The 12,271-nt window shown below is 73.6% G+C and carries 11 protein-coding genes; 5 read left to right on the forward strand and 6 right to left on the reverse strand.

The window, feature by feature from the left end; genetic code table 11:
* Positions 1 to 148 precede the first annotated feature (148 nt).
* Positions 149 to 1,531 carry a transcriptional regulator gene (locus tag ABZ565_RS10150; protein WP_361023012.1) on the reverse strand — a complete coding sequence of 461 codons (1,383 nt, stop codon included), beginning with the start codon at positions 1,529 to 1,531 and terminating at the stop codon, positions 149 to 151.
* 312 nt (positions 1,532 to 1,843) lie between these two features.
* On the opposite strand from ABZ565_RS10150, the gene ABZ565_RS10155 reads away from it, so the two are divergent.
* The 3 genes from ABZ565_RS10155 to ABZ565_RS10165 are packed head-to-tail and all read left to right on the forward strand — an operon-like array spanning position 1,844 to position 5,064.
* Entirely contained in the window at positions 1,844 to 2,542 is a 699-nt protein-coding gene (locus ABZ565_RS10155) for a bifunctional DNA primase/polymerase (RefSeq protein ID WP_361023392.1), read from the forward strand.
* A gap of 51 nt (positions 2,543 to 2,593) precedes the next feature.
* Complete coding sequence (locus ABZ565_RS10160) at positions 2,594 to 3,415, forward strand: ABC transporter ATP-binding protein (RefSeq protein WP_361023015.1); 822 nt, start codon at positions 2,594 to 2,596, stop codon at positions 3,413 to 3,415.
* Positions 3,412 to 5,064, forward strand: a complete 1,653-nt coding sequence (locus ABZ565_RS10165) for a transporter (RefSeq protein WP_361023018.1) — start codon at positions 3,412 to 3,414, stop codon at positions 5,062 to 5,064. The genes ABZ565_RS10160 and ABZ565_RS10165 overlap by 4 nt, the downstream gene beginning before the upstream one ends.
* Before the next feature lie 12 nt (positions 5,065 to 5,076).
* On the opposite strand, the gene ABZ565_RS10170 is transcribed toward ABZ565_RS10165, so the two are convergent.
* Positions 5,077 to 5,970 carry an alpha/beta hydrolase gene (locus tag ABZ565_RS10170; protein WP_361023395.1) on the reverse strand — a complete coding sequence of 298 codons (894 nt, stop codon included), beginning with the start codon at positions 5,968 to 5,970 and terminating at the stop codon, positions 5,077 to 5,079.
* A 479-nt stretch (positions 5,971 to 6,449) separates the two neighbouring features.
* Complete coding sequence (locus ABZ565_RS10175; RefSeq protein ID WP_164401747.1) at positions 6,450 to 7,142, reverse strand: metal-dependent transcriptional regulator; 693 nt, start codon at positions 7,140 to 7,142, stop codon at positions 6,450 to 6,452.
* A gap of 185 nt (positions 7,143 to 7,327) precedes the next feature.
* Between ABZ565_RS10175 and ABZ565_RS10180 the strand changes: the two genes are divergently transcribed.
* Positions 7,328 to 8,083 carry an SIS domain-containing protein gene (locus tag ABZ565_RS10180; RefSeq protein WP_361023022.1) on the forward strand — a complete coding sequence of 252 codons (756 nt, stop codon included), beginning with the start codon at positions 7,328 to 7,330 and terminating at the stop codon, positions 8,081 to 8,083.
* 6 nt (positions 8,084 to 8,089) lie between these two features.
* Here the strand turns inward: ABZ565_RS10180 and ABZ565_RS10185 are convergent, their stop codons facing one another.
* Positions 8,090 to 9,412, reverse strand: coding sequence for a PAS domain-containing protein (locus tag ABZ565_RS10185; protein WP_361023025.1), 1,323 nt, complete (start codon positions 9,410 to 9,412; stop codon positions 8,090 to 8,092).
* 356 nt (positions 9,413 to 9,768) lie between these two features.
* Positions 9,769 to 10,404, reverse strand: a complete 636-nt coding sequence (gene pdxH / locus ABZ565_RS10190; RefSeq protein WP_361023398.1) for a pyridoxamine 5'-phosphate oxidase — start codon at positions 10,402 to 10,404, stop codon at positions 9,769 to 9,771.
* 123 nt (positions 10,405 to 10,527) lie between these two features.
* On the opposite strand from pdxH, the gene ABZ565_RS10195 reads away from it, so the two are divergent.
* Entirely contained in the window at positions 10,528 to 11,619 is a 1,092-nt protein-coding gene (locus tag ABZ565_RS10195) for a citrate synthase 2 (RefSeq protein ID WP_361023028.1), read from the forward strand.
* 65 nt (positions 11,620 to 11,684) lie between these two features.
* On the opposite strand, the gene ABZ565_RS10200 is transcribed toward ABZ565_RS10195, so the two are convergent.
* Positions 11,685 to 12,230 (reverse strand): GNAT family N-acetyltransferase, encoded by a 546-nt coding sequence (locus ABZ565_RS10200; protein ID WP_361023031.1) that lies wholly within the window; start codon positions 12,228 to 12,230, stop codon positions 11,685 to 11,687.
* Positions 12,231 to 12,271: the final 41 nt, after the last annotated feature.

The raw sequence follows: 12,271 nt of genomic DNA on the forward strand, positions 1-12,271 counted from the left end.
CTACGTGCGTGTCAACTAGGTAATCGTCGACTCACGCTATCGGGTGGCGGCCGCGGTGCGCCAAGTGCCCGCCGTCCGCTGCCCACCTGTGACACAGGGTGTAACGCCGCGGCCCCGTGAGACGCAGTTGAGGGACCACCCGGCCGGTTCAGGCCGCCTGGAGTTCGAGGCGCGCCCCGAACTCCCGGACCGCGGGCTCGTCCCCGTACGGCAGGAGTCGCTGCTGGAGGTCCTCCAGGTACTCCGCGCCCCGGGTCGAACGCACCGTGCCCAGGAGCTCCATCGCCCGGGTCCCCGTGTGGCACGCCTGCTCGACCTCCCGCAGCTGCACCTGGGCCGTGGCCAGCAGCGCGAGGCCGATGCCCCGGCGCCGGGCCCGGGACTCCGGGTGGCCGTCCAGGGACTCCTTCGCCCGGCGGGCGGCGGCCTCCGCCTGCCCCAGGTCCCGGTGGCAGTGCGCGAGTTCGTCCGCGAGGTAGGCGTGGTCGAAGTGGGCGATCCAGTCCGGATCGTCCCCGCTGTCCGGCTCGGCCCGCTCCAGGGCGGCCTCGGCCCGGCCCGCGGTCTCCAGGCAGGTGCGGGCGTCGCCGAGCAGCGCGTGGCCGCGCGCCTCCGCCGCGTAGAACATCGCCTCCGCGCGCGGGGTGACCCGGCCGCGCGCCCCCTCCTGCGCCGCCCGCGCCAGCTGGGCGATCTCGCGCGGGTTGCCGAGCTGGGCGGCGAGGTGGCTCATCGAGGCGGCCAGCACATAGCCGCCGTAGGCGCGGTCGCCGGCCGCCTGCGCGAGGCGCAGGGCCTGGATGTAGTAACGCTGGGCGAGGCCCGGCTGGCCCGTGTCGATGGCCATGTAGCCGGCGAGTTCGGTGAGCCGGGAGACCGCCGCGAACAGCTGACGGCCCGTCGATTCGCGGTACGCCCCCGAAAGCAGCCCGGAGACCACGCTGTTGAGGTAGTGCACGAGGACCGGGCGCACATGGCCGCTGCCGAAGCGGTGGTCGAGGTCGACCAGCGCGGCCGTCGTCGCCCGCACCGCCTCCACGTCCGGCATCCCGACCCGGGACCCGGCGGTCCGGGCGACCTGCGGGTCCGCGCCGGTGATCAGCCAGTCCCTGCTGGGCTCCACGAGCGCGGACGAGGCGACCGCCGAGCCGGTGAGGAAGTCGCGCCGGCCGACGTCGCTGCGCCAGAGCTCGCAGACCTGCTCGATCGCCCCGATCACCGTCGGCGCGAACTGGAGGCCGACGCCCGAGGCGAGGTTCTTGCCGTTGGCCATGCCGATCTCGTCGATCGTGACCGTGCGGCCGAGCTTGCGGCCCAGCGCCTCGGCGATGGTGCCCGGCGCCCGGCCGCGGGGCTGCTGGCCGCGCAGCCAGCGGGCCACGGAGGTCTTGTCGTAGCGGAGGTCGAGGCCGCGTTCGGCCCCGACCATGTTGATCCGGCGGGCCAGGCCCGCGTTGGAGCATCCGGCTTCCTGGATGAGCGCCTGGAGCCGTTCGTTCGGCTGACGTGCGACGAGTGGCCTGGCTGCCATGTGTATCCCCCTGAGGCCGCAGTGATAGGTGGCGGGATCACTGCCCGACATATGCCTGAGAAATGCGCCGATTCATCGTGTTGGTCACTTTCCGCGCGACTTACCTCATTCGTCACGGCCGGTCACTAAAATGCCGCGCCGGACCGCACCGGCCGGACGTCCCGTAACCAGCTACCCGCCCAGGGCCCGTGCCTCTCCCACGCGCCCCCGCCCGTGCATCCGTGCGCCCCGTATGCGGAACCGCGCACCGGGCGGCCGTAACTCTTCGTGAAGCCCGTAGTTGAGCTGGACGTGGAAGAGCCGATCGGAGTCATGGAAGCCGCGCAGGTCCCCCGGCAGCGCGTGGAGCAGCTGCTCGACGCCGCCGTGCGGTACACGGAGGAGAGGCGCTGGGACGTGTGCCCGGGCACCTGGCTGGAGCCGTCCGGCGGCGGCCGGCGGTGCTCGTGCGGCGAGGAGGCGTGCGCCGCGCCCGGCGCCCACCCCGCCCGGGACGACTGGGCGGACGGGGCCACCGGCAGCGGCGCGGCGGCCCGCCGGATGTGGAGCCGGCAGCCGGGCGCCGCGGTGCTGCTGCCCACCGGGCGCGCGTTCGACGCCGTCGACGTGCCGGAGTCGGCGGGCTTCCTGGCGCTCGCCCGGATGGAGCGGATGAGCCTGCCGCTCGGGCCGGTCACCCGCACCCCGGACCGCCGCATGCAGTTCTTCGTGCACCCCGGCGCGGCCGCGAAGGCGGCGGACCTGGTCCGCCGGGCCGGGTGGAACGCCGCGTCGATCGGCCTGCGCGGCGTCGGCGAGGGCGGTTACGTCATCGCGCCCCCGACCCGGGTCGGCGGGGTCGGAGCGGTGCAGTGGGCCCGCTCCCCCACGACCGCCAACCGCTGGCTGCCCGAGGTCGAGGAGCTGATCGGCCCGCTCGCGTACGCCTGCGGCCGGGCGGCGGCCGACGCGCGCCAGGCGTCGCGGGCCGGACGGGACCTTCCGCACACGGCCCAGGAGCGTCTTTCGTAGGGTGGTCCCCGGGTACGACACGTACGTACGGGGACTTCGAAAGGCGTGCACATGCCGGACCGGGCGGAACGCGACGGAACGGACCGGGCGGAGGCATCGCGGGCGGCGCCGCCCGCGGTGCGGGTCCAGGGGCTGTGGAAACGGTTCGGCGAGCAGACCGCGGTCGCCGGCATCGATCTGGACCTGCCCGCGGGCAAGTTCATCGGCCTGGTGGGGCCCAACGGGGCGGGGAAGACCACCACGCTCTCCATGGTCACCGGGCTGCTCCGGCCCGACCAGGGGCGGATCGAGATCGGCGGGCGCGACGTCTGGGGCGACCCGGTCGAGGTGAAGTCCCGGATCGGCGTCCTGCCCGAGGGCCTGCGCCTCTTCGAGCGGCTGTCCGGCCGTGAACTCCTCGCGTACACCGGCCGGTTGCGCGGGCTGCCCGGCCAGGAGGTGGACAGCCGGGCGACCCAGCTGCTCGACGTGCTGGACCTGGCGGGCTCCCAGCACAAGCTGGTCATCGACTACTCGACCGGGATGCGGAAGAAGATCGGGCTCGCCGCCGCCCTGCTGCACAACCCCGAAGTGCTCTTCCTGGACGAGCCGTTCGAGGGCGTCGACCCGGTCTCGGCGCAGACCATCCGCAAGGTCCTGGAGCGCTACACACGGTCCGGGGCGACCGTCGTCTTCTCCAGCCATGTGATGGAGCTGGTCGAGTCGCTGTGCGACTGGGTGGCCGTGATGGCGGCCGGTGCCATCCGCGCCCAGGGCCCGCTGGCCGAGGTGCGCGGCGAGGCATCCTCCCTCCAGAACGCGTTCCTGGAGCTGGTCGGCGCGGGCGACCGCGACACCGGCGCGACCCTGGACTGGCTGGGCGGCGACCGATGAGCGTGCTCGACGCCCCCGCCGGCACCGGCCCCCGGACCGGGGCCGCGACCGGTGCGAGGGCACTGATCCCCGTATTCGCCCGGCTCAAGCTGGCCCTGCTCCGCAACGGGCTGCGCCAGTCGTCCGGGCGCCGGGCCGCCTACATCGCCTCGGTCGCCGGCGCGCTGCTCATCGCCGCCGGGCAGCTGGTCGGGCTGATCCTGCTGCGCGGCCACGCCCACGCGGACTCGGTGGTGGTGCTGCTCACCGCCGTACTGGCGCTCGGCTGGGCCGTGATGCCGCTGTTCTTCTCGGCCGGCGACGAGACCCTGGACCCGACCCGGCTGGTGATGCTGCCGCTGCGGCCCCGGCCGCTGATCGTCGCGCTGCTGGTCTCCTCGCTGATCGGGCTGGGCCCGCTGTTCACGCTGTGCCTGGCGGCCGGCTCGGTGGCCGCGCTGGCCGAGGGGGCGGGCGCGGTGGTCTTCGCGGTGCTCGCCGTCCCGCTGACCCTGCTGGTCTGCGTGGCCCTGGCCCGTGCGGTCGCCGCCGCCAACACCCGGCTGCTGACCTCCCGCAAGGGCCGGGACCTGGCGGTCCTCAGCGGCCTGCTGATCGCGGTGGGCATCCAGGTCGTCAACTTCGGCGCCCAGCGCCTCGGCCGAGCCGGCGGGCTCTCCTCGCTCGACCCGGCGGCAGACGTGGTGCGCTGGCTGCCGCCCGCCTCGGCGATCGGGTCCGTGGGCTCCGCCGCCGAGGGGGCGTACGGGCGGGCCGTCGTCCAGCTGCTCATCGCGGCGGCCGCGCTGGTGGTGCTGCTGTGGCTGTGGCAGCGCAGCCTGACGAAGCTGATGACCGCGCCGGACGGTTCCACGACCGCCGCCGCCGGGCCGGACCGCGAGAGGTCCGGCCGGGCCGGCGCGGGCCTGTGGGCCCTGCTCCCCGAGGGCCGCACCGGCACGGTGATGCAGCGGGCCCTGCGGTACGTGGCTCGGGACCCGAAGACGAAGGCCGCCTGGGTGACCGCGCTGGCGATCGGGCTGATCGTCCCGCTGATCAACGCCATCCAGGGCCAGGGCACGGTGTACTTCGCCTGCTTCGCCTCCGGGATGCTCGGCATGCAGATGTACAACCAGTTCGGGCAGGACACCTCCGCGTTCTGGATGGTCGCCCAGACGGTCTCCTCGCCCCGGGACGCGTACCTCGAACTGCGCGCCCGGGCCCTGGCGCTGCTCCTGATCACGCTTCCGTACACGGTGCTCGTGGCGGTCGTGACGGCGGCGCTGCTCGGCGACTGGGAGCTGCTGGCGGGGGTGATCGGCCTGTCGTTCGCGCTGCTGGGCGCGATGCTGGCGACGGGCGCGGTGGCCTCGGTGAGCTTCCCGTACTCGGTGCCGCAGGAGGGTGCGTTCAAGAACGTGGCGCCGGGGCAGGCCGGACTCGCCTGGATCTCCATCCTCGGCGGCATGGTCTCGGCGGCCGTGCTGAGCGCCCCGGTGATCGCGCTGACGATCACCCTGCACGTCACGGACCGGACGGACCTGCTGTGGCTGCTGCTGCCGGCCGGGGCGGTGTACGGGGCACTGATCGCCTGGGGCGGTCTGCGCCTGGCGGCCCCGCGCATGGCCATGCGGCTGCCGGAGATCCTGACGGCGGTCAGCAAAGGCTGAGCGCACCAGGGCTTACGGGGATACGGGCTCGCGGTCGTCCCGCGCGTCCTCGGACAGCTGCTCCAGGAAGGGTTCGACCGCGGCGCGCCAGCCCTCCGGCTGGTCGAAGTGCACGAGGTGGCCGGCGTCGGCCACCTCGGCGTACTGACCGCGCGGCAGGACCCGGACCATCTCCTGGGCCTCCGCCCGGCCGAGCTCGCCGTCCAGCCCGCGCAGCACCAGCGTCGGGCATCTGACCTGGGCCAGCTCCTCCCAGTGGGCGTCGAACACCCACGTGGCGCGGGATTCCAGCATCTGCCGGCGGGAGAAGACGGGCCACCAGCCGCCGTCCCGCTCGGTCATCACCTCGGCGTAGAAGGCACCCCGGGACGGGCTGGGGCGCTCCACCCACGGGTCCTCCTCGGCGAACCACCGCCGCACGGCGTCGGGCGAGGCGAAGGGGAGCGGCCAGCTCCCGAACCAGTCCTCCCACTCGCGCTGCGAGGCCGCGCCGAGCGCGGAGGCGCGCATGTCGCAGACGACGAGCGCGCGGACCAGGTCGGGGCGCTTGGCGGCGAGCTGCCAGGCGGTGAGCGCTCCCATGGAGTGGCCGACGAGGGTGACGGGGGCGAGCCCCAGCTGTTCGATCACCGCCTCGGCGTCCGCCACGTAGGCGTCGCGGGTGTAGGGGCCGTCGGCCGGTTTCCCGCTGTCGCCGTGGCCGCGCTGGTCGAGGCCGACCGGCCGGTGCCGCTCGGCGAGCCAGCCGGCGGTGGACGCCCAGTGCGAGGCCCGGCCCATCAGGCCGTGCAGCAGTAAGACGGCGGGGGCCGGGGCGCCGTCCGCGCCCGCCCCGGGCGGGTCGGCGAACTCCCAGGCCGCGAGGCGTACGCCGTCCGATCCGGTCACTTCGATGCGCCGCGCCATAGCTTCTGGCACCCCCTTCTCTCCCTGGGTCACCGGGTGGTCGTATCGGCCAGACTATCGAACCTCTATTCGAAAATCGGGATCTGCCAGCCAACACCGCTCGTTCGAGTGACTGCTTCCCAGGATTGACGACGACAGCTGCGGGGAGATGTTCTGCAGGAGGCGGGCCACTCGGGGATGAGGGCTCGCGGGACCGACCTCGAGAGCTCGGGGCTCCAGGTCGGGCACAGGGAGGGACAGGCCCCGGCGCCTTGCGGCGCCGGGGCCATCCGCTTGTCTGCGTACGACGGGTGCATCGCAGCTCCCCTCCCCGGCGGCACGGGCGGCGGCCGGCACGCTCAGCCACCCCTCCGCCACAGCCTGGCACGGTCCGCGCCGGAGCGCTGCGGTTCGGTACGGAAAAAGAGAAACCGGGCACCGGCGGCTGCCGGTGCCCGGTCTCCCGGAACGGTCTCGAACGGTCTCCCCGGAACGGGTGGCTACCGCTTGGCCACGAAGACGTGCGAGGCGACCTCGGAGTCCAGCTCCGCCGCCTCGCCGCTGCTGCCGACCAGCACCCCGCCGGGCGACTGCGTCACGCTGACCACGGAGCCGGGCTGCACGCCCGCCCGCCGCAGCGTGTACATCAGCTGGGCGTCCGTCTGGATCGGCTCCCCGATCCGGCGGACCACCACGGTCTTGCCGTCGCTGCCCGGGTCGAGGTCGGACAGGCTGACCATGCCCTCGTCGAGGAACGGGTCGGCCTCGGCCTTCTCACCCAGCTCCTCCAGGCCCGGGATCGGGTTCCCGTACGGCGACTCCGTCGGGTGGCGGAGCAGCTCCAGCACCCGGCGCTCGACCGCCTCGCTCATCACGTGCTCCCACCGGCACGCCTCGGCGTGGACCTGCTCCCACTCCAGGCCGATCACGTCGACCAGCAGGCACTCGGCCAGCCGGTGCTTGCGCATGACGCGGGTGGCGAGGCGGCGGCCCTCCTCCGTCAGCTCCAGGTGCCGGTCGCCCGCGACCTGGACCAGGCCGTCGCGCTCCATCCGCGCCACGGTCTGGCTGACGGTCGGACCGCTCTGGTCCAGCCGTTCCGCGATCCGGGCGCGCATGGGGACCACGCCTTCCTCTTCGAGTTCGAGGATGGTGCGGAGATACATCTCCGTGGTGTCGATCAGTCCGGACATTCGTGCCCCTCGATGCAGTCGTGCGCTGGCCCTGACGTCAATTCTGACGCATCGGGCGGGGAACCGTGCCTCGCCGTCGCCACCGGGGCCGTGCGGTATTGACAGGTCACTGGTCCAGACCGCAACGTGATCGGCGTTACGGACGCCCCCATGGACATCCCACCCCGCCGGAAAGGTCCTCCTCGATGAGCGAAAGCAAGCTGGCCGGTCAGTTCTTCGATGCGGCGATCGGCCTGCTGGGGAGGGTGCGGGACGAGGAGGCCGGGAACATCGCGGCCGCCGGTGCCGCGATCGCCGACACCGTCGAGGCGGGCGGCCGTCTCTTCGCCTTCGGTGCCGGCCACTCCTCGCTCGCCGCGCAGGACGTCGTCTACCGGGCGGGCGGGCTCGCCCTGATGAACCTCATGGCCGTCCCCGGGGCCCTCGGCGTGGACGTCATGCCCGCGACCCTGGGCTCGGCCCTGGAACGCGTGGACGGCCTCGCGGGCGCGGTGCTCGACTCCAGCCCCGCGAAGTCCGGCGACGTGCTCGTGATCATCTCGCTCTCCGGGCGCAACGCCCTGCCCGTCGAGATGGCGCTCAACGCCCGCGCGCTGGGGCTGAAGGTCATCGGCGTCACCTCGGTCGCGTACGCGGAGGAGACCCGGTCCCGGCACAGCTCGGGCGGCTTCCTGCGGGACCACTGCGACATCGTCCTCGACAGCAAGATCGCGATCGGCGACGCGGAGCTGGAGGTGGACGGCATCGAGGCGCCGTTCGCGCCGGCGTCCACGGTGGTCACCAGCGCGATCATGCAGAGCATGATGGCCGCGGCGGCGGAGCGGCTGCTGGAACGGGGCATCGAGCCGCCGTTGCTGCGGTCCGGGAACGTCGACGGCGGGCACGAGTGGAACGGGCGCGTGATGGCCCGGTACGCGGACCGGATCTTCTACCGGCACTGAGGCGGGTCACAGGGCGGCCGGGCCGCCCAGCTGGTGCAGGTCCACCGACGCCGCCACCCGGGCCGCCACGCTCTCCGCGTACATCGCGTCCGGGCGCTCGAACGCGGCGCGGTGGGCCGAGCGCAGGAACGTCACCACGCCCAGGGTCCGCCCCCGGCTCCGCAGCACCGTGCACAGCGCGTGCACCGCGTCCGGCGGCCACTGCCGCTGCCGCGCCCACTCGCCGTCCGTACGCCCCGCTCCCGCCGATGTGCGCACCGGGCCCGTGCGGTCCACCGCCTGGAGGGCCGGGTGGCCCGGCGCGTACCGCAACGGGATGCCACCGCCCGCCACCGGGAGGCAGGGGCCCGGCGCGTCGGCCGGGGTGGCCGCCGCCCGGACCAGCCGCTCCCCCGCCACCAGGTCCACCAGCGCGTGGTCGGCGAACCCGGCCAGCGCGAAGTCGAGCGACGCCATCGCGGCCTCCATCGGGTCCTCGCACTCCGCGGCGGACCGCGAGGCGCGGTGCAGCTGGTTGGAGCGGAAGCGCAGCCGGTCCGCCTCCTGGGCGGCGAGCCGGGCCTCCGTGACGTCCTGGAAGACCCAGCCGGCGCCCAGCGGCACGGGCTCCTCGGTGAGCGGGGACGCCAGCCGCAGGAAGCCGCTGCGCCAGCAGCGACGGCGGGTGCCCTCACCGCCGCGCAGGGTCACCCACAGCTCGGCGGGCGCGTCCGGCGCCCCCTCGGCCAGGACGTGCTGAAGGGCGCCCTCCAGTTCCTCGACCCCCTGGACGATCAGCTCGCCGAGGGGCCGCCCGAGCAGCGTCGTACGGCCGCCGCCCAGCGCGCGGGCCGCGTGGGCGTTGACGACGGTCGGGCGCAGGTCCACGTCGACCAGGACGACGCCCCAGGAGGCGTCCTCGAACAGGGCCTCGCTGAGCGCGATGGCCCGTTCCAGGTCGATCTGGGCGTGGACCTCGCTGAACGCGCAGTACACCCCGGCCGGCTTCCCGTCCGCGCCCCGGACCCCGGCGGACTGGGTGCGCACGAGGACCCGGCCGCCGTCCTTGCGCAGCAGCGCGAACTCGTGGACCTGGCGCCCCGGCGCGTCCATGACCGCCATCAGCCGCCGCCGCACCTCGTCCGCGTCGGCCCGGCGCACCGCCCAGCCGGCCAGACCGGGCCGGCCCACGGCCTCGTCGGCGGACCAGCCGAGGACGCGCTCGGCCTCGCGGTTCCAGTGGGTGACGGTGCCGTCCGCGTCGAAGGCGCAGAGCGCCGCGTCCATGCCGTCGAGGAGGGCCGCCAGCAGTTCCGCCCCGGCCGTCCCCCTGCTCGTGGAAGCACTCATCCCGGTCCCCCTGCGAGAGGTGTCCGCCATAGCCGCACGTCAGACCATTGAACTCGAACGTGACCCGGGGCACAGGGACTTTCCCCGAAATCGGTCCGCCGTTAATTCGGTTGTGCGGGCCCGGAGGGGTTCCTAAGCTGTCCGTACACGTTGAAAGGAGGTGATCCGAAAAGTGCAGTCTTATCGGATTCGTGAGGTGGCTGCGGGCTGACAGCCCGTCGTCGCACATCGTGCACCTCGGCGGACTGTCTGCCGAAACCCAAGCAGTCACCGACCCGCAGGCTCGCCGGTAGATCCGGCCGGCTCCTCCGCAAGGAGGGACCAGAGCCTGCGGGTTTCCGCATGTCGGGGGCGGTTTACGGGCAGAGCCGCTCGACCCGCCACGTGCCCTCGCCGCCGCCCTCGCGGACGTAGCGCAGCCGGTCGTGGAGCCGGTTCTCGTGGCCCTGCCAGAATTCGATCGTCTCGGGGACCACGCGGAAGCCGCCCCAGTGCGGGGGCGCCGGGACCTTCTCGCCCTCCGGGTAACGGGCCGACAACTCCTCGTAGCGGGCGGTCAGCTCCTCGCGGCTGCCGATCACCGCCGACTGGTCGCTCGCCCAGGCACCGAGCTGGGAGCCGTGCGGGCGGGTGCGGAAGTAGGCGACGGTCTCCTCGCGGGAGACGCGGGCCGCGGTGCCGGTGACGATGACCTGGCGGGCCAGCGGGTGCCAGGGGAAGAGCAGCGAGACGTACGGGTTGGCCGTCAGCTCGCGGCCCTTGCGCGAGCCGTAGTTGGTGAAGAAGACGAAGCCGCGCGCGTCGTACATCTTCAGCAGCACCGTGCGGGAGGAGGGGCGGCCCTCGGGGGTCGCCGTGGAGACCACCATGGCGTTCGGCTCGTGGAGCATGCCGCCGGCGGCGACTTGGCGGAACCAGCGCGCGAACTGGTCCATCGGGTCGGGCGCGAGGGAGTCCTCGGTGAAGGTCTCGGATCGGTATTGCTCGCGCATCGCGGCCGGATCGGTGGTGGAATCGAAGGAGGAGTCTGGGGTGGGCACGGTGCCATCCTGCCGCAGCGGCCGGACGAGCCGAAGGTCCGCCCGGCGCAACCGTCGAACCGAGGGAGCCGCCTGATGTCCGACTTCGTACCCGGACTCGAAGGAGTCGTCGCGTTCGAGACGGAAATCGCCGAACCCGACAAGGAAGGCGGTTCGCTCCGGTACCGGGGCGTCGACATCGAGGATCTCGTCGGCCACGTCCCCTTCGGCCAGGTGTGGGGGCTGCTGGTGGACGGGGCGTTCGAGCCCGGCCTGCCGCCCGCCGAGCCGTTCCCGATCCCCGTGCACTCCGGTGACATCCGGGTCGACGTGCAGGCCGCGCTGGCGATGCTCGCCCCGGTCTGGGGGCTGAAGCCGCTGCTGGACATCGACGCGGAGACCGCCCGCGACAACCTGGCGCGGGCCGCCGTGATGGCGCTCTCGTACGTGGCGCAGTCGGCGCGCGGACAGGGCGTGCCGATGGTCCCGCAGCGGGAGATCGACAAGGCCGAGTCCGTCGTGGAGCGGTTCATGATCCGCTGGCGGGGCGAGCCGGACCCCCGGCATGTGAAGGCCGTCGACGCGTACTGGACGTCCGCCGCCGAGCACGGCATGAACGCCTCGACGTTCACCGCCCGGGTCATCGCCTCGACCGGGGCGGACGTGGCGGCCGCGCTGTCCGGTGCGGTGGGCGCCATGTCGGGCCCGCTGCACGGCGGCGCCCCGTCCCGCGTGCTCGGCATGATCGAGGAGATCGAGCGGACCGGCGACGCCACGGCGTACGTGAAGAAGGCGCTGGACAAGGGCGAGCGGCTGATGGGCTTCGGCCACCGCGTCTACCGGGCCGAGGACCCGCGCGCCCGGGTGCTGCGGCGCACCGCCGAGGAGCTGGGGGCGCCCCGCTACGAGGTGGCGCGGGCGCTGGAGAAGGCGGCCCTGGAGGAGCTGCACGCGCGGCGCCCGGACCGGGTGCTCGCGACGAACGTGGAGTTCTGGGCGGCGATCATGCTGGACTTCGCCGAGGTCCCGGCGCCCATGTTCACGTCGATGTTCACGTGCGCCCGTACGGCGGGCTGGTCGGCCCACATCCTGGAGCAGAAGCGCACGGGCCGCCTGGTGCGCCCGTCGGCGCGTTACGTGGGCCCGGGAGCGCGGAGCCCGCGGGAGGTCGCGGGGTACGCGGACTGAACAGGCCCTGGGGTGCCGGGGCAGCACGAGCCTCCGCTGGCCGTCATGGGACGTCGACCGGGGGCTCAGCCCCGGTCGAGTGCCCAGGTCTGGAGGGCGTACGGACGCCCCTTCTCCTCGCCCTCGATGAGCGGTACGCCGAGCAGCCGGAAGCCGTTCGCGGTGGCGACGGCGACGCTGGCCGCGTTCTCCGCCTCCAGTTCCAGGATGACCCGGTCGACGCCCAGCTCCTCGAAGGCGTACGCGGCCATCACCCGCACCGCCCGCCCGGCGAGCCCCTGCCCGCGGTGGGCGGGGCCGACCGCGTAACCCAGCTCGGTGCCCTCGGGGGCGCGCCGCAGCATGACCTCGCCGAGCGGGGCGCCGCCGTCGAGGGTGATGGCGAGCAGGACGGCCGTGCCGTCCGCACGCAGCTGCCGGGCCTTCACCAGCCGCGTGCGGGCGGCCTCCGCGTCGAACGGCGAGACGATCGGCGTCCAGTACGCGATGTCCGGGTGGTCGAACAGCTCCGGCATGGCGTCGAGGTCGTCCTCGGTCCAGTCGCGCAGGACGAGGCCCTCACCCGTGAGTTCGAGGCGCTGGGGGAAGGGGGGCGTGGAGCTGCTGGTCATGGTCCGGACGATATACGGGCGTTCGGCTGACACCAAGGTGT

Source organism: Streptomyces sp. NPDC016469 (assembly GCF_040632905.1).
GTDB lineage: Bacteria > Actinomycetota > Actinomycetes > Streptomycetales > Streptomycetaceae > Streptomyces.